Annotated in this window: 16 protein-coding genes and 1 rRNA gene; 16 read left to right on the forward strand and 1 reads right to left on the reverse strand. The window is 73.5% G+C overall.

Annotated elements, in window-relative coordinates; all coding sequences use genetic code 11:
- The 9 genes from ACYVJ4_RS17295 to argH form a co-directional block, all read left to right on the forward strand.
- The coding region (locus ACYVJ4_RS17295; RefSeq protein WP_460461332.1) for a phenylalanine--tRNA ligase subunit beta-related protein at positions 1-527 on the forward strand (527 nt) is incomplete at its 5' end.
- A 38-nt stretch (positions 528-565) separates the two neighbouring features.
- Positions 566-1,621 (forward strand): N-acetyl-gamma-glutamyl-phosphate reductase, encoded by a 1,056-nt coding sequence (argC, locus tag ACYVJ4_RS17300; RefSeq protein ID WP_460461333.1) that lies wholly within the window; start codon positions 566-568, stop codon positions 1,619-1,621.
- Entirely contained in the window at positions 1,618-2,769 is a 1,152-nt protein-coding gene (argJ, locus tag ACYVJ4_RS17305) for a bifunctional glutamate N-acetyltransferase/amino-acid acetyltransferase ArgJ (protein ID WP_460461334.1), read from the forward strand. The genes argC and argJ overlap by 4 nt, the downstream gene beginning before the upstream one ends.
- A 23-nt stretch (positions 2,770-2,792) precedes the next feature.
- Positions 2,793-3,674: an acetylglutamate kinase gene (argB, locus tag ACYVJ4_RS17310; protein ID WP_460461347.1), complete on the forward strand. Its 882-nt coding sequence runs from the start codon at positions 2,793-2,795 to the stop codon at positions 3,672-3,674.
- Complete coding sequence (locus tag ACYVJ4_RS17315) at positions 3,671-4,942, forward strand: acetylornithine transaminase (RefSeq protein WP_460461335.1); 1,272 nt, start codon at positions 3,671-3,673, stop codon at positions 4,940-4,942. The genes argB and ACYVJ4_RS17315 overlap by 4 nt, the downstream gene beginning before the upstream one ends.
- Before the next feature lie 3 nt (positions 4,943-4,945).
- Positions 4,946-5,881, forward strand: a complete 936-nt coding sequence (argF, locus tag ACYVJ4_RS17320) for an ornithine carbamoyltransferase (RefSeq protein WP_460461336.1) — start codon at positions 4,946-4,948, stop codon at positions 5,879-5,881.
- Positions 5,878-6,444 carry an arginine repressor gene (locus tag ACYVJ4_RS17325; protein ID WP_460461337.1) on the forward strand — a complete coding sequence of 189 codons (567 nt, stop codon included), beginning with the start codon at positions 5,878-5,880 and terminating at the stop codon, positions 6,442-6,444. The genes argF and ACYVJ4_RS17325 overlap by 4 nt, the downstream gene beginning before the upstream one ends.
- Positions 6,441-7,871 (forward strand): argininosuccinate synthase, encoded by a 1,431-nt coding sequence (argG, locus tag ACYVJ4_RS17330; RefSeq protein ID WP_460461338.1) that lies wholly within the window; start codon positions 6,441-6,443, stop codon positions 7,869-7,871. Before ACYVJ4_RS17325 ends, argG begins: the two co-directional genes overlap by 4 nt.
- Entirely contained in the window at positions 7,871-9,319 is a 1,449-nt protein-coding gene (argH, locus tag ACYVJ4_RS17335) for an argininosuccinate lyase (RefSeq protein ID WP_460461339.1), read from the forward strand. Before argG ends, argH begins: the two co-directional genes overlap by 1 nt.
- Here the strand turns inward: argH and ACYVJ4_RS17340 are convergent.
- Complete coding sequence (locus tag ACYVJ4_RS17340; protein ID WP_460461340.1) at positions 9,312-9,554, reverse strand: hypothetical protein; 243 nt, start codon at positions 9,552-9,554, stop codon at positions 9,312-9,314. The genes argH and ACYVJ4_RS17340 overlap by 8 nt on opposite strands.
- Before the next feature lie 103 nt (positions 9,555-9,657).
- Here ACYVJ4_RS17340 and ACYVJ4_RS17345 point away from each other — a divergent pair, with 103 nt between their 5' ends.
- The 7 genes from ACYVJ4_RS17345 to ACYVJ4_RS17375 form a co-directional block, all read left to right on the forward strand.
- Complete coding sequence (locus ACYVJ4_RS17345) at positions 9,658-9,951, forward strand: hypothetical protein (RefSeq protein ID WP_460461341.1); 294 nt, start codon at positions 9,658-9,660, stop codon at positions 9,949-9,951.
- A complete protein-coding gene (locus tag ACYVJ4_RS17350; protein WP_460461342.1) occupies positions 9,948-10,778 on the forward strand; it encodes a hypothetical protein in 831 nt (276 codons plus the stop codon). The genes ACYVJ4_RS17345 and ACYVJ4_RS17350 overlap by 4 nt, the downstream gene beginning before the upstream one ends.
- Before the next feature lie 12 nt (positions 10,779-10,790).
- Entirely contained in the window at positions 10,791-12,704 is a 1,914-nt protein-coding gene (locus ACYVJ4_RS17355; RefSeq protein ID WP_460461343.1) for a fumarate reductase/succinate dehydrogenase flavoprotein subunit, read from the forward strand.
- A complete protein-coding gene (locus ACYVJ4_RS17360) occupies positions 12,701-13,450 on the forward strand; it encodes a succinate dehydrogenase/fumarate reductase iron-sulfur subunit (protein ID WP_460461344.1) in 750 nt (249 codons plus the stop codon). Before ACYVJ4_RS17355 ends, ACYVJ4_RS17360 begins: the two co-directional genes overlap by 4 nt.
- A 44-nt stretch (positions 13,451-13,494) precedes the next feature.
- Positions 13,495-14,109, forward strand: a complete 615-nt coding sequence (locus ACYVJ4_RS17365; RefSeq protein WP_460461345.1) for a DNA-3-methyladenine glycosylase — start codon at positions 13,495-13,497, stop codon at positions 14,107-14,109.
- Positions 14,110-14,184: 75 nt separating this feature from the next.
- Positions 14,185-15,450, forward strand: a complete 1,266-nt coding sequence (gene tyrS / locus ACYVJ4_RS17370) for a tyrosine--tRNA ligase (RefSeq protein ID WP_460461346.1) — start codon at positions 14,185-14,187, stop codon at positions 15,448-15,450.
- A 616-nt stretch (positions 15,451-16,066) separates the two neighbouring features.
- A 16S ribosomal RNA gene (locus ACYVJ4_RS17375) occupies positions 16,067-16,622 on the forward strand; the annotation flags it as partial.

Genomic DNA, 16,622 nt, shown 5'->3' on the forward strand with positions numbered 1-16,622 from the left:
CGCTCGCGGCCTCCGTGGGCGCCGGGTCGCTCGTCGTCAGCGCCGACCGCCACGAGCCGTGGCACCCGGGGCGCTGCGCGCGGCTGGCCCTGGCCGACGGCACGCTGGTCGGCCACGCCGGCGAGCTCGCACCGGCCGTCGTCGCCGCGCTCGACCTGCCCGAGCGCACCTGCGCGGCCGAGGTCGACCTCGACGTCCTGCTCGGGTCCGTTCCGGAGGTCGTCCTGGCCGAGCCGGTCCCGAGCCCGCCGGTCGCGCTGCGCGACGTCGCGCTCGTCGTGCCGGTCGACGTGCCGGCAGCCCAGGTCGAGGCCGCGCTGCGCGAGGGCGGAGGCGACCTGCTCGAGCAGGTGCGGCTGTTCGACGAGTACCGCGGCGAGCAGGTGGGGGAGGGCCAGCGCTCGCTGGCCTACCGCCTGGTGCTGCGCGCCGCCGACCGGACGCTGACCGGCGACGAGGCCACCGCGGCGCGCGACGCCGCCGTGGCACGGGCGACGGAGCGCACGGGGGCCGTCCTGCGCGACTGACCGGCCACGTGCATGAGTGTGCACGAGTGTGTATGCTCATGCACGTGGTCAGGGTCGCCGTCGCAGGAGCCACCGGGTACGCCGGGGGCGAGGTGCTGCGCCTGCTGCTGGGCCACCCGCAGCTCGAGGTCGGTGCGCTGACCGCGGGCGCGAGCGCGGGCAGCCGGCTCGGCGAGCACCACCCGCACCTGCGACCGCTGGCCGACCGCGAGGTCGTGGCCACCACGGCCGTGGGGCTCGCCGGGCACGAGGTCGTCGTGCTGGCGCTGCCGCACGGGCAGTCGGCCGCCATCGCGGCCGAGCTGCCGGGCGACGTCGTGGTCGTCGACTGCGGCGCCGACCACCGGCTGGCCGACCCCGACGCCTGGACCGCGTTCTACGACGGGCCGCACGCGGGCAGCTGGCCCTACGGGCTTCCCGAGCTCCCGCTGGCCGGCGGCGGCCACCAGCGCGACCGGCTGGCCGGAGAGCGGCGCGTGGCCGTCCCCGGTTGCTACCCGACCGCCACCTCGCTGGCCCTCGCCCCTGGGTTCGTCGCCGGCCTGCTCGAGCCGGACGACGTCGTCGTGGTCGCGGCGTCCGGCACCTCGGGCGCTGGGCGGGCGCTGCGACCCGGGCTGCTCGGGTCGGAGGTCATGGGCTCGATGTCGCCCTACGGCGTGGGCGGCGTCCACCGTCACACGCCCGAGGTCGAGCAGAACCTCGCCGCGGCCTGCGGTGCCCCCGTGCGGGTGTCCTTCACCCCGACGCTGGCGCCGATGCCCCGCGGCATCCTCGCGACCTGCACCGCCCGGCTGCGCGGCGGCGCCGACGCCGACGCCGCCGACGTCCGCGCGGCGTGGCAGGCGGCGTACGCCGACGAGCCGTTCGTCGAGCTGCTGCCCGAGGGCGTCTGGCCGCGCACCGCGGACACCCTCGGCGCCAACACGGTGCACCTGCAGGTGGCGGTCGACGCGCGCGTCGGGCGGGTGGTCGCCGTCGCCGCCGTCGACAACCTGACCAAGGGCACCGCCGGCGCCGCCGTGCAGTGCACCAACCTCGCGCTCGGGCTGCCCGAGACGCTGGGCCTGCCGACCGTGGGGGTCGCCCCGTGAGCGTCACCGCACCGCAGGGCTTCCGCGCGTCCGGCGTGACGGCCGGGCTCAAGCCGTCGGGCCGCCCCGACGTCGCCCTCGTCGTCAACGACGGGCCGTCGGCGGCCGCCGCGGCGGTCTACACGAGCAACCGCTGCAAGGCCAACCCCGTGCTGTGGAGCGAGGTGGCCAGCGCCGACGGCGTGGTGCGGGCCGTCGTCCTGAACTCCGGCGGGGCCAACTGCTACACCGGCCCGCAGGGCTTCGCGGTGACCCACGCGACCGCCGAGCAGGTGGCCCGGCTGACCGGCGTCGACGCGGGCGACGTGGTCGTGTGCTCGACCGGCCTGATCGGCGACCAGCTGGACGGCGCGCGGCTGGCGGCCGGGGTCGACGCCGCAGCCGCGGCGCTGTCGACCGAGGGCGGACCGGACGCCGCGACGGCCGTCATGACCACCGACACCGTCAGCAAGCAGACCGTCCAGCCGGGTGACGGGTGGTGCGTCGGCGGCCTGGCCAAGGGGGCCGGCATGCTCGCCCCGGCGCTCGCCACGATGCTCGTCGTCCTCACCACCGACGCGGACGTCGACGCCGCCACCTGCGACGCCGCGCTGCGCGCCGCCACCCGGGTCACCTTCGACCGGCTCGACTCCGACGGCTGCCAGTCGACCAACGACACGGTCGTGCTCATGGCGTCCGGGGCCAGCGGCGCCCGGCCCGACCTCGCGGCGTTCACCGCAGCGGTCACGGCGGCGTGCCACGACCTGGCCCAGCAGCTGGTGCGCGACGCCGAGGGCGCCGACCACGACATCGCGGTCGAGGTGCGGCACGCCGCGAGCGAGGACGACGCGGTCGAGGTCGGGCGTTCGGTCGCGCGCAGCAACCTGTTCAAGGCCGCGGTGTTCGGCCGCGACCCGAACTGGGGCCGCGTCCTCGCCGCGGTGGGCACGACGTCCGCCGCCTTCGACCCGGCGGTGCTGGACGTCGCGATGAACGGCGTCTGGATCGCCCGCGACGGCGGGCCCGGCGACGACCGGTCCGGCGTCGACCTGACGGCGCGCGCGGTGCACGTCGTGGTCGACCTGAAGGCGGGCGACGCCACCGCGACGGTCTGGACCAACGACCTCACGCACGCCTACGTGCACGAGAACTCGGCGTACTCGACATGACCCGCTGGGGCACCTCGCGGCCGATGCGCGCCGACGACCCCGCCTGGGACGCGACGCGCGCCGGGGTGCTGGTCGACGCGCTGCCGTGGCTCAAGGAGTTCCACGGCCAGATCGTCGTCATCAAGTACGGCGGCAACGCCATGACCGACGAGTCGCTCAAGCGCGCGTTCGCGGAAGACATGGTCTTCCTGCGGCACGTGGGGATCCGGCCGGTCGTCGTGCACGGCGGCGGGCCGCAGGTCACCGCGATGCTGGCCCGGCTCGGGGTCGAGTCGACCTTCCGGGCCGGCCTGCGCGTCACGACCGAGGAGACCGTGGACGTCGTGCGCATGGTGCTCGTCGGCCAGGTGGGCCGCGAGCTGGTCGGGCTGATCAACGAGCACGGCCCGCACGCGGTCGGCCTGAGCGGCGAGGACGCCGGCCTGTTCCGCGCCGAGCGCCACCAGCCGGTGGTCGACGGCGCGCCGGTCGACGTCGGGCTGGTCGGCGACGTCGTCGAGGTGCAGCCCGCCGCGGTGCTCGACCTGGTGGCCGCCGGACGCATCCCGGTGGTGTCGAGCGTCGCCCCCGAGACCGGCGGCCAGGTGCTGAACGTCAACGCCGACACCGCGGCCGCCGCCCTCGCCGTCGCGCTCGGCGCGGTCAAGCTGGTGGTCCTCACCGACGTCGAGGGCCTCTACGCCGACTGGCCCGACCGCGCCTCCCTGGTGCAGAAGATCGGGGCCGACGAGCTCGAGCAGGTGCTGCCGCAGATCGACGCCGGCATGGCGCCCAAGATGGCGGCCTGCCTGCGGGCGGTGCGCGGCGGCGTGGGCCGCGCCACCGTCGTGGACGGGCGGCTGCCGCACGCGCTGCTGCTCGAGATGCTGACCAGCGAGGGCACCGGGACGATGGTGACGCCGTGAGCGAAGTCAGCCCGCAGTCCGCGGTCGAGCCGGCGTCGGGTGCCGCGTGGCTCGAGCGCTACACCGCCGCGGTGATGCCCACCTACGGTGTGCCGCAACGGGTCTTGGTGCGCGGCGAGGGTGCGTACGTGTGGGACGCCGACGGCCGCCGCTACCTCGACCTGCTCGGCGGCATCGCCGCCACGTCGCTCGGCCACGCCCACCCCACGCTGGTCGGCGCGGTCAGCGCGCAGCTGTCGACGCTCGGCCACGTGTCGAACTTCTTCGCCACGCCACCGCAGGTGGCGCTCGCCGAGCGGCTGCTCGCGCTGCTCGAGGCGCCGGCCGGGTCGCGGGTCTTCCTCGCCAACTCGGGCGCCGAGGCGAACGAGGCGGCGTTCAAGATCGCGCGCCGCACGGGGCGGCCACGGGTGCTCGCGCTCGAGGGCGCGTTCCACGGCCGCACGATGGGGGCGTTGGCGCTGACCCACAAGCCCGACTACCGCGCGCCGTTCGAGCCGCTGCCCGGCGGCGTCGAGCACCTGCCGTTCGGCGACCTCGACGCGCTGCGCGCCGCCCTCGGCCCGGACGTCGCGGCGCTCGTGCTCGAGCCGGTGCAGGGCGAGGCCGGCGTGCGGCCGCTGCCGCCGGGCTACCTGGCTGCGGCCCGCGAGCTGACCCGCGAGGTGGGCTCCCTGCTGGTCGTCGACGAGGTGCAGACCGGGGTCGGCCGCACCGGCCGCTGGTTCGCGCACCAGGGCACGGGCGTCGTCCCGGACGTCGTCACGCTGGCCAAGGGGCTCGGCGGCGGCGTGCCCGTGGGCGCGACGATCACGCTGGGCGAGCACGCGTCGTCCCTGCTCGGCGGCGGCCAGCACGGCTCGACGTTCGGCGGCAACCCGGTGGCCGCGGCGGCGGCCCTGGCCACGCTGCACGTCGTCGAGCGCGACGGGCTGCTCGCGCAGGTGCGCGCGGTCGGCGCCCGGCTGGCCGAGGGTGCCTTGGTGGCCGGCGCGCCGCTGGTCACGGAGGTGCGCGGCGAGGGCCTGCTGCTCGGGATCGAGCTGGCGCGGCCGCTGGCCAAGGAGCTCACCGCCACTGCCCTGGACGCCGGTTTCGTGGTCAACGCCGTGACGCCGACGACCGTGCGCCTCGCGCCGCCGCTGGTCCTGACCGCCGACCAGGCAGACTCCTTCCTCGCGGCCCTGCCGCAGGTCGTCGACGCCGTCGACGGCCAGGACGAGACGGCCCCGCCGGAGACCCCGGCCGACCCCACCGAGGAGCACTGACCCATGCCTCGCCACTTCCTGCGCGACGACGACCTGAGCCCGGACGAGCTGGTCGAGGTGCTCGACCTGGCCGCCCGCTCCAAGGCCGACCGGCTCGCGCTGCGCCCGCTCGAGGGCCCGCGCGCGGTCGCGGTGCTGTTCGACAAGCCGTCGACCCGCACCCGGGTGTCGTTCAGCGTCGGCATCGCCGAGCTCGGCGGCTACCCGCTGGTGATCGACGCGAGCTCGAGCCAGCTCGGCCGCGGCGAGCCGGTCGAGGACACCACCCGCGTGCTCGACCGCCAGGTCGCCGCGATCGTCTGGCGCACCTTCGGCCAGGACCGCATCGAGACCATGGCCTCGGTGAGCCGGGTGCCGGTCGTCAACGCGCTCACCGACCAGTTCCACCCGTGCCAGATCCTCGCCGACCTGCAGACGGTGCGCGAGCACAAGCAGACGCTGCCCGGCCTGACCCTGAGCTACCTGGGCGACGGCGCCAACAACATGGCGCACTCCTACCTGCTCGGCGGCGCCGCGGCCGGCATGCACGTTCGCGTCGGGACGCCGTCCACGCACCTGCCCGACCCGGACGTCGTCGAGCGCGCGCGCCAGATCGCCGCGGGCACCGGCGGCTCGGTGCTCGTCACCGACAGCCCGCAGGTCGCGGCCGACGGGGCCGACGTCCTGGCCACCGACACCTGGGTCTCGATGGGCCAGGAGGGCGAGAAGGGCGAGCGCGCCGGCGAGGGCAGCCCGTTCGCGCCGTTCGCCGTCGACGCCACCGCCCTGGGCCGCGCGGCGGTCGACGCCGTCGTCCTGCACTGCCTGCCCGCCTACCGCGGGCTCGAGATCAGCGCCGACGTCATCGACGGCCCGCAGTCGGTCGTGTGGGACGAGGCCGAGAACCGCCTGCACGCCCAGAAGGCGCTGCTGACCTGGCTGCTGGAGCGCTCGGGGTGACGGCCGGCACCCGCACCACGCCCCAGACCAAGGCGGCCCGCCAGCAGCGCATCGCCGACCTGCTGGGCCGCACCGCCGTGCGCTCGCAGACCCAGCTCGCGCAGCTGCTCGCGGACGACGGCATCGAGGTCACGCAGGCCACGCTGTCGCGCGACCTGGTGCAGATGGGCGCGGTGCGGGTGCGCGGCACCACCGGCGAGCTCGTGTACGCCGTCGCGGCCGAGGGCGGCGACCGCACGCCGCGTCCCGCCGACGCCACGACCGACGTCCGGCTGGCCAAGGTGGCGAGCGAGGTGCTGGTCTCGGCCGAGGCGTCGGCCAACCTCGTCGTCCTGCGCACGCCGCCCGGCGCCGCGAACTACCTCGCCTCCGCGCTCGACCACGCCGACGCCGGCGACCTGCTCGGCACCATCGCCGGCGACGACACCGTCCTGCTGATCGCCCGCGACCCCGACGGCGGGGCGGCGCTCGCCGCCCGCCTGCTCGCGGTGGCCGAGGGCACCGAGCCCGACGCCGAGCCCGACGCAGAGCCCCAGCCAGCCCCAGGAGGGAACCCCCGGTGAGCAAGGTCCTGACGTCCCTGCCGGCCGGCGAGCGGATCGGCATCGCCTTCTCCGGCGGTCTCGACACGTCCGTCGCCGTCGCGTGGATGCGCGAGAAGGGCGCCGTGCCGTGCACCTACACGGCCGACATCGGGCAGTACGACGAGCCCGACGTCTCCGGCGTCCCGGCCCGCGCGCTGCAGTACGGCGCCGAGCTGGCACGCGTGGTCGACTGCCGCCGCGCGCTGGTCGAGGAGGGTCTCGCGGCGCTCGCCTGCGGTGCCTTCCACATCCGCTCGGGCGGGCGCGCGTACTTCAACACCACGCCGCTCGGCCGCGCCGTCACCGGCACGATGCTGGTGCGCGCGATGCACGAGGACGCCGTCGACATCTGGGGCGACGGCTCGACGTTCAAGGGCAACGACATCGAGCGGTTCTACCGCTACGGCCTGCTGGCCAACCCGTCGCTGCGGATCTACAAGCCGTGGCTGGACCCGGACTTCGTGCGCGAGCTCGGCGGGCGCTCCGAGATGAGCCGCTGGCTGACCGACCACGACCTGCCGTACCGCGACAGCGCCGAGAAGGCGTACTCCACCGACGCGAACATCTGGGGCGCGACGCACGAGGCCAAGACGCTCGAGCACCTCGACGTCTCGCTGGAGACCGTCGAGCCGATCATGGGCGTGCGGTTCTGGGACCCCGACGTCGAGGTCGAGACCGAGGACGTCACGGTGCGGTTCGAGCGCGGGCGCCCGGTGGCCGTCGGCGGCACGACGTACGACGACCCGGTCGAGCTCGTGCACGCGGCCAACGCGATCGGCGGCCGGCACGGGCTCGGCATGTCGGACCAGATCGAGAACCGCATCATCGAGGCCAAGAGCCGGGGCATCTACGAGGCGCCCGGCATGGCCCTGCTCTGGACCGCGTACGAGCGGCTGCTCAACGCGATCCACAACGAGGACACCATCGCCAGCTACCACCAGCACGGACGACGGCTCGGCCGGCTGCTGTACGAGGGGCGCTGGCTCGACCCGCAGTCGCTCATGCTGCGCGAGTCGGTGCAGCGCTGGATCGCCTCGGTCGTCACCGGCGAGGTGACGCTGCGGCTGCGGCGCGGCGAGGACTACACCGTGCTGCGCACGCAGGGCGAGGCGTTCTCGTACCACCCCGACAAGCTCTCGATGGAGCGCACCGAGAACGCGGCGTTCGGCCCGACCGACCGGATCGGCCAGCTCACCATGCGCAACCTCGACATCGCCGACTCGCGCGCGCTGCTCGAGCTCTACGCCGAGCAGCCGCTCGACCAGGGCCAGGTGCTCGTCGAGCACGGCACGCTGCTGGGCGAGCTGCCCGCCGGCGGCGCCGACCGGATCACGGCCAACCCCGCGGTCGCGGGCGACGAGGAGGCCGCGCTCGAGAACGCGGCGATGGAGACGGGGACCGACTGATGGCCGACGACCCCTCGGCCCCGGCCGGGACGCACGCCGGGTCCCTGTGGGGCGGGCGGTTCAGCGGCGGCCCGGCCGACGCGCTGGCCGCCCTGAGCCGGAGCACGCACTTCGACTGGCGGCTGGCCCGCCACGACGTCGCCGGGTCGCGCGCGCACGCCCGCGTGCTGCACGCCGCCGGGCTGCTGGACGACGACGGGCTGGCCGGCATGCTCGACGCGCTCGACCGGCTCGACGCCGACGTCGCCTCGGGCGCCTTCGCACCGGCGCCGGACGACGAGGACGTGCACTCGGCCCTCGAGCGCGGCCTGATCGAGCGCGCGGGTGCCGAGCTCGGCGGGCGGCTGCGGGCCGGGCGCTCGCGCAACGACCAGATCGCCACGCTCGTGCGCATGTACCTGCGCGAGCACGCGCGGGTCGTGGCGGGCTGCGTGCTGGACGTGGTCGACGCCCTGGTGGCGCAGGCCGCCGCCCACCCCGGCGCCGCGATGCCGGGGCGCACCCACCTGCAGCACGCGCAGCCGGTGCTGCTCGCGCACCACCTGCTGGCCCACGCCTGGCCGCTGCTGCGCGACGTCGACCGGCTGCGCGACTGGGACGCCCGCGCGGCCGCGTCCCCGTACGGATCGGGCGCCCTCGCCGGCTCCTCGCTGGGCCTGGACCCGGCCGCTGTCGCCGCGGAGCTCGGCTTCGACCGTCCGGTCGAGAACTCGGTCGACGGCACCGCGGCGCGCGACGTCGTCGCGGAGTTCTCGTTCGTGGCGGCGATGGTCGGCGTCGACGTCTCGCGGCTGGCCGAGGAGGTCGTGCTCTGGGCCACCAAGGAGTTCTCGTTCGTCACGCTGGACGACGCGTACTCGACCGGGTCGAGCATCATGCCGCAGAAGAAGAACCCGGACGTCGCCGAGCTGGCGCGCGGCAAGGCCGGCCGGCTGGTCGGCGACCTGGCCGGGCTGCTCACGACGCTCAAGGGCCTGCCGCTCGCCTACAACCGCGACCTGCAGGAGGACAAGGAGCCGGTGTTCGACGCCGTCGACACCCTCGAGGTGCTGCTGCCGGCCGTGAGCGGCATGGTGGCCACCCTCGCGTTCGACACCGAGCGCCTCGCCGCCCTGGCGCCGCAAGGGTTCGCGCTCGCCACGGACGTCGCCGAGTGGCTGGTGCGCCAGGGCGTGCCGTTCCGCGTGGCGCACGAGGTCGCCGGGGCGTGCGTGCAGGTCTGCGAGCAGCGGGGGGTCGAGCTGTGGGACCTCACCGACGACGATCTGGCCGCGGTGTCGCCGCACCTGACGCCCGACGTCCGGCAGGTGCTGAGCGTCGAGGGCTCGCTCGCCTCGCGGGACGCGGTGGGCGGCACCGCACCGGTGCGCGTGGCCGAGCAGCTGCAGGCGGCGCAGGCCGCCAGCGCCACGGCGCGCCGGTGGTCGGCCGCGCCCCGGCTCACCTGAGCCGGGGCGTGCCCAGCAGCGCGGCGAGCGGCAGCAGGGGAGCGGCCAGCACCAGGGCGGCGATCCGCCACGGCGTGGGGGCTGGCACGAAGAAGCCGAAGACCACGAGCAGCACGCACGGGACCCAGAGCAGGAAGTAGCGCCGTTGTCCGCGCGCGATCGCGGCGTCGCGCGCCTCGCGCTCGGTGGGCGTGACGACGTCGTACCGCGGTGGCCGGGGTCGTCGTCCGGGCATGCGTCCAGTCTGCACCGGTCGGGGTGCTTTACCTCGGGCGGCTGCCGCGACAGGATGCACGCGTGGCCCGCGACGGAGCGGGCCCGCGGCAGGAGGTCTGCGGATGACGGCGAACGACGACCTGGCGACGGCGGCCGGTCACCTGACCGAGCTGCGCGACTGCGTGGCCGCGCTGCAGGGCCGGCTCGGGGACACCGTCGACGTCCAGCGTCTGAAGGACGACGTCACCCGCCTGGCCGCCGACCTCAACCTCGTCGCCCGGGCCGAGGGCATGCGGCACGGTCCCGCCCAGCCCGGCGAGATCATCTACATCCCGGACGACGACTACGACCCGTCCTTCTGGTCGGACGCCGAGGACGAGGGCCTCGGGCGACCGGCAGGGCGGGCTGAGGCGTGACGTCGGGACCCTCCACCGCTCGCCCCTCAAGCCCCGCGCCGGTCACCGGCGTCGGCCACCCGGGCCGGGCCCGCATCGCGGCGCGCACGCTGCGCACCGACCGGTACTGGGTGCAGCCGCTCGTCACCTTCGGCGTGCTCTTCGCCTTCATCGTCTACGCGACGATCCGCGCCTTCTGGAACGGCGCCTACTACTCGGCCCCGTACATCTCGCCGTTCTACTCGCCGTGCCTGGCGACGAGCTGCGTGCCGGGCGCCGGCGAGGCGCACCTGTTCGGCGACTGGTGGAAGCTCTCGCCGGCGCTGATCATCCTGGTCTTCCCGCTGGGCTTCCGGCTCACCTGCTACTACTACCGCAAGGCGTACTTCCGGTCGTTCTGGCTCAGCCCGCCGGCGTGCGCGGTGGCCGAGCCGCACGGCGCGTACTCCGGTGAGACGCGGTTCCCGTTGGTGCTCAACAACATCCACCGGTACTTCTTCTACGCCGGCCTCGTCTTCAACGTGATCCTCACCTACGACGCGATCATCGCCTTCCGCGACGCGTCGGGGGAGTGGGGGCACATGGGGCTCGGCACGCTGGTGATGCTGGCCAACGCGACGCTGCTCTGGCTGTACTCCTTGTCGTGCCACTCGTGCCGGCACGCGGTGGGCGGCCGGCTGAAGCACTTCTCGCGACACCCGTTGCGGTACAAGGCCTGGACGTTCGTCACCAAGCTCAACGTCCGGCACATGCAGTTCGCCTGGATCTCCCTGGTGGGGGTGGCGCTCACCGACGCGTACGTCGCGCTGGTCGCCTCCGGCACGTTCGACGACCCGAAGTTCTTCTGAGGAGACGCCCGCGTGAGCGACCTGGAGCGGCACCAGTACGACGTCGTGGTGATCGGTGCCGGTGGCGCCGGTCTGCGCGCCGCCATCGAGGCGCGCGAGCACGGCCTGCGCGTCGCCATCATCTGCAAGTCCTTGTTCGGCAAGGCCCACACGGTCATGGCCGAGGGCGGCATCGCGGCGTCCATGGGCAACGTCAACGCCAAGGACGGCTGGCAGGTGCACTTCCGCGACACCCTGCGCGGCGGCAAGTTCCTCAACAACCCGCGCATGGCCGAGCTGCACGCGAAGGAAGCGCCGCAACGGGTCTGGGAGCTCGAGACCTACGGCGCGCTGTTCGACCGCACGCCCGAGGGCAAGATCAGCCAGCGCAACTTCGGCGGCCACGAGTACCCGCGCCTCGCGCACGTCGGCGACCGCACCGGTCTCGAGCTGATCCGCACGCTGCAGCAGAAGATCGTGTCGTTGCAGCAGGACGACCTGCGCGAGCACGGCGACCTCGACGCGCGGCTCAAGGTCTTCCCCGAGCTCACGATCACCGACCTGCTCAAGGACGGCGACGCGATCAGCGGCGCCTTCGGCTACTGGCGCGAGACCGGCGGCCACGTCCTCTTCGAGGCCCCCGCCGTCGTCCTGGCCACCGGCGGGGTGGGCAAGTCCTTCAAGGTCACGTCGAACTCCTGGGAGTACACCGGCGACGGCCACGCCCTGGCCCTGCGCGCCGGCGCGACGCTCATCAACATGGAGTTCATCCAGTTCCACCCGACGGGCATGGTGTGGCCGCCGTCGGTCAAGGGGATCCTCGTCACCGAGTCGGTGCGCGGCGACGGCGGGGTGCTGCGCAACAGCGAGGGCAAGCGGTTCATGTTCGACCACGTCCCCGACGTGTTCCGCGCGCAGTACGCCGACTCCGAGGAGGAGGCCGACCGCTGGTACTCCGACCCCGACAACAACAAGCGGCCGCCCGAGCTGCTGCCGCGCGACGAGGTCGCGCGCGCCATCAACACCGAGGTCAAGGAGGGACGCGGCTCGCCCCACGGCGGCGTGTTCCTCGACGTCTCCTCGCGGCTGCCGGCCGACGAGATCATCAAGCGCCTGCCCTCGATGCACCACCAGTTCAAGGAGCTCGCCGACGTCGACATCACGGCCGAGCCGATGGAGGTCGGGCCGACCTGCCACTACGTCATGGGCGGCGTCGAGGTCGACGCCGACACCGCCGCGGCCGTCGTGCCGGGGCTGTTCGCGGCGGGGGAGGTCGCGGGCGGCATGCACGGCTCGAACCGCCTGGGCGGCAACTCGTTGTCGGACCTGCTGGTGTTCGGACGTCGGGCCGGTGCCGGCGCGGCTGCGTACGTCGAGGGGCTGGGCGAGCGACGTCCGGCCGTGAACGACGCCGACGTCGCGACGGCCACCGAGGTCGCCGAGGCGCCCTTCGGTCGCGACGACGCCGAGAACCCCTACACGATCCACGCCGAGCTGCAGCAGATGATGAACGACCTCGTCGGCATCATCCGGCGCGAGGGCGAGATCTCCGAGGCGCTGCAAGGCCTGGTAGGGCTGCGCGAGCGCGCGTCGCGGGCCGGCGTCGGCGGCGGGCGGGCGTTCAACCCGGGCTGGCACCTGGCGCTCGACCTGCGCAACATGCTCGACGTCAGCGAGTGCGTCGCCCAGGCCGCGCTCGAGCGCACCGAGAGCCGGGGCGGCCACACCCGCGAGGACCACCCGGGCATGGACCCGGCGTGGCGCGGGGTCAACCTCGTCTGCCGCCTGGACGACGCCGGCGGGGTCGAGCTGACCCACCAGCCGGTGCCCGAGATCCGCGAGGACCTGCTCACGCTGTTCGACCGCGGCGAGCTGGCGAAGTACCTGACCGACGACGAGCTCGCGCGCTTCGACGCGGCCGGCGGCGACGGAGGGGAGCAGGCATGAGCTACGACGCGAGCTTCAGGGTGTGGCGCGGGGACGCCGAGGACGGCGAGCTCGTCGACTACACGGTCGAGGTCAACGAGGGTGAGGTCGTCCTCGACATCATCCACCGGCTGCAGGCGACGCAGGCCGCGGACCTCGCGGTGCGGTGGAACTGCAAAGCCGGCAAGTGCGGGTCATGCAGCGCCGAGATCAACGGCCGGCCGCGGCTGATGTGCATGACGCGCATGAGCACCTTCACCGAGGCCGAGACCATCACGGTCACCCCGCTGCGCGCGTTCCCCGTCGTGCGCGACCTCGTCACCGACGTGTCCTTCAACTACGAGAAGGCGCGCCAGGTGCCGGCGTTCGCCCCGCCGTCCGACCTCGAGCCCGGCGACTACCGGATGGAGCAGGTCGACGTCGAGCGCTCGCAGGAGTTCCGCAAGTGCATCGAGTGCTTCCTGTGCCAGGACGTCTGCCACGTCGTGCGCGACCACGAGGACAACAAGCAGGCGTTCGCCGGGCCGCGGTTCCTCATGCGCATCGCCGAGCTCGACATGCACCCGCTGGACACGCGCGAGCGCAAGAACGAGGCGCAGGAGGAGTTCGGGCTCGGCTTCTGCAACATCACCAAGTGCTGCACCGAGGTCTGCCCCGAGCACATCAAGATCACCGACAACGCGCTGATCCCCATGAAGGAGCGCGTGGTCGACCGCAAGTACGACCCGCTGGTCTGGCTCGGGTCGAAGATCGCGCGCCGCCCCTGAGCGCCGCCCGCCGCACCGCGGTCGAGCGCTTCTTCGCCCGGCCGGTGCTGGACGTCGCGCCCGACCTGCTCGGGTCGGTGCTCGAGCACCGCACGCCCGAGGGGTTCGTGGCCGTGCGGCTCACCGAGGTCGAGGCCTACGACGGCCCGCGCGACCCCGGGTCGCACGCCCGCGCCGGGCGCACGCCGCGCACCGCGGTGATGTTCGGGCCGCCGGCGCGCCTGTACGTCTACTTCTCGTACGGCATGCACTGGTGCTGCAACGTCGTGTGCGGCCCGGACGGCGAGGCGTCGGCCGTGCTGCTGCGCGCGGGGGAGGTCGTCGCGGGCCACGAGCTGGCCCGGTCACGGCGCACCGCCGCGCGGCACGACCGCGACCTGGCCCGCGGACCGGCCCGGCTCGCGTCGGCCCTGGGGATCGGCGGAGACCTCGACGGCACCGTGCTCGGGGGTGCGCGGTCGACGTCCGCGGTGCGGTGGCGGCCGTCGTCCAGCGGGCCGGGTGGCGTCGTGCGGCAGGGTCCGCGGGTGGGGGTGAGCGGTCCGGGCGGGGACGCCGAGCGCCACCCCTGGCGGTTCTGGCTGGAGGGCGAGCCGACCGTGTCGGCCTACCGGCCCGGCGTCCGGCGCGCGGATCCCGCTCGCACCCGGACGCCCTGATCGGGCAGGCTGGGCGCGGCCCTCACGGGCCGGCACCGGCGGATTGCCGGCCGCACGACGACCGGAGGGACGACCGTGACCGACATCCTCGACGAGCTGCGATGGCGAGGCCTGGTGGCGCAGACCACCGACGAGGCCGCGCTGCGCGAGGCCCTCGCCGACGGGCCGATCACGGCGTACTGCGGCTTCGACCCGACCGCGCCGTCGCTGCACTTCGGCAACCTCGTCCAGCTGGTGGTGCTGCGGCACCTGCAGCGGGCCGGGCACCGGGTCATCTGCTTGGTCGGCGGGTCGACCGGGCTGATCGGCGACCCGCGCCCGAGCTCGGAGCGGGTGCTGAAGACCAAGGAGCAGACGGCCGACTGGGTGGCCCGGATCCAGGACCAGGTGCGGCCCTTCCTCGACAGCGAGGGCGACAACCCGGCGCTGTTCGTCAACAACCTGGACTGGACCGAGGGCCTGAGCGCGCTGGACTTCCTGCGGGACGTGGGCAAGCACTTCCGCGTCAACCAGATGGTCAAGAAGGAGGCGGTCGCGGCCCGGCTCGCCTCGGACGAGGGCATCTCGTACACCGAGTTCAGCTACCAGCTGCTGCAGGGGCTCGACTACCTGCAGCTCTTCCGCCAGCACGGGTGCACGCTGCAGACCGGCGGCAACGACCAGTGGGGCAACCTCACGGCCGGCTCCGACCTGATCCACCGGGTCGAGGGACGGTCGGTGCACCTGCTGACGACGCCCCTGCTCACCGACTCCTCGGGCGAGAAGTTCGGCAAGAGCGCCGGCAACGCCATCTGGCTGTCGGCCGAGGGCACCAGCCCGTTCGCCTTCTACCAGTACTGGCTCAACGTCGAGGACGCCTCGGTCGTGTCGCTGCTGAAGGTGTTCACCGACCGCACCCGCGAGCAGGTGGCCGAGCTCGAGACCGAGGTCGCCGAGCGGCCCTTCGCCCGCGAGGCGCAGCGGGCCCTGGCCGCCGACGTCACCACGTTGGTGCACGGGGCGGCGGCCACCGAGGCGGTGCAGCGCGCGAGCGCGGCGCTGTTCGGGCGCGGCGAGCTGGCCGACCTGGACGAGCAGACGCTGCGCGACGCCACGGCCGAGCTGCCCACGGCCCAGGTCGCGGTGGGCACCGCGGTGGTCGACGCCCTGGTCGGGTCCGGGCTCGCGCCCAGCCGCGCGGGGGCCCGGCGCACGATCGGCGAGGGCGGCGCGTACGTCAACAACGTCAAGGTCGACGACCCGGACGCCGTGCTGGGTGCGGACCAGCTGCTGCACGGGCGGTTCGCGGTGCTGCGGCGGGGCAAGAAGTCGCTCGCGGCCGCGGTCGTGCCACCGGCCTGAGCGGCGACGAGTTCTGCTGCTCGCGGGGGCCGGCAGGCGCTGATCCGTTGGTCGGACACGCCTGCCGACCCCCGATTTGACTCTCTTCGCGGCGTCCCTCTACTGTTCTCGACGTCAGCCCGACAGGGAGGAACGGACACCGCGAGGTGGCCGGTCCCACGGGCAGATCCCACCCCCCGCAACGGGCTTCGCCCGGGGGCGGACCACGCCGCTGGACGGCGGGTCGGCCGGCTCTCAGAGCCTGCTAGGGTGGGCGGCAGATCCCCACCGCAGGACATGTCGACGGACGCGAGCCCCCGGCTCAGCGCGAAGTTGACCGCCTCGACGTGGATCGGCTAAGTTAGAACGGTTGCCCCGACGGACAGGCCGAAAGGCCCGATGCGGTGCGCGCCCGATCCTTGAGAACTCAACAGCGTGCCAAAAATCGATGCCAAACAACTCTCGTCATGGCATCAGGGCGAACGAGCCACTCGGCTCCGGACTCCTGCTGCCAGACGATTCCTTTGGTTAAGAAACGAGCGGTCCTCGGACCGCTCGAACTTCTAGCCATGGATCGGGCCTTCGGGCCCAACCTCAAGAGATGTCACCCCGCGCCAGCGCGGTGGTGAGACAAACATCAACGGAGAGTTTGATCCTGGCTCAGGACGAACGCTGGCGGCGTGCTTAACACATGCAAGTCGAACGGTGACCTCGGAGCTTGCTCCGGGTGATCAGTGGCGAACGGGTGAGTAACACGTGAGTAACCTGCCCCTGGCTCTGGGATAACCGCGGGAAACCGCAGCTAATACCGGATACGACACAGACAGGCATCTGTACTGTGTGGAAAGTTTTTCGGCCAGGGATGGACTCGCGGCCTATCAGCTAGTTGGTGGGGTAACGGCCCACCAAGGCGACGACGGGTAGCCGGCCTGAGAGGGCGACCGGCCACACTGGGACTGAGACACGGCCCAGACTCCTACGGGAGGCAGCAGTGGGGAATATTGCGCAATGGGCGAAAGCCTGACGCAGCGACGCCGCGTGAGGGATGAAGGCCTTCGGGTTGTAAACCTCTTTCAGCAGGGAAGAAGCGCAAGTGACGGTACCTGCAGAAGAAGCACCGGCTAACTACGTGCCAGCAGCCGCGGTAATACGTAGGGTGCAAGCGTTGTCCGGAATTATTGGGCGTAAAGAGC

The sequence above is a fragment of the Angustibacter peucedani genome, from assembly GCF_054779595.1.

Excerpts from the sequence above, each read along its gene's own strand:
- ACYVJ4_RS17345 (WP_460461341.1), top strand. The coding sequence starts at position 9,658 with ATGACGGCGAACGACGACCTGGCGACGGCGGCCGGTCACCTGACCGAG.
- argC (WP_460461333.1), top strand. The coding sequence starts at position 566 with ATGCACGTGGTCAGGGTCGCCGTCGCAGGAGCCACCGGGTACGCCGGG.
- argH (WP_460461339.1), top strand. The coding sequence starts at position 7,871 with ATGGCCGACGACCCCTCGGCCCCGGCCGGGACGCACGCCGGGTCCCTG.
- argB (WP_460461347.1), top strand. The coding sequence starts at position 2,793 with ATGCGCGCCGACGACCCCGCCTGGGACGCGACGCGCGCCGGGGTGCTG.
- ACYVJ4_RS17340 (WP_460461340.1), bottom strand. The coding sequence starts at position 9,554 with ATGCCCGGACGACGACCCCGGCCACCGCGGTACGACGTCGTCACGCCC.
- ACYVJ4_RS17360 (WP_460461344.1), top strand. The coding sequence starts at position 12,701 with ATGAGCTACGACGCGAGCTTCAGGGTGTGGCGCGGGGACGCCGAGGAC.
- argF (WP_460461336.1), top strand. The coding sequence starts at position 4,946 with ATGCCTCGCCACTTCCTGCGCGACGACGACCTGAGCCCGGACGAGCTG.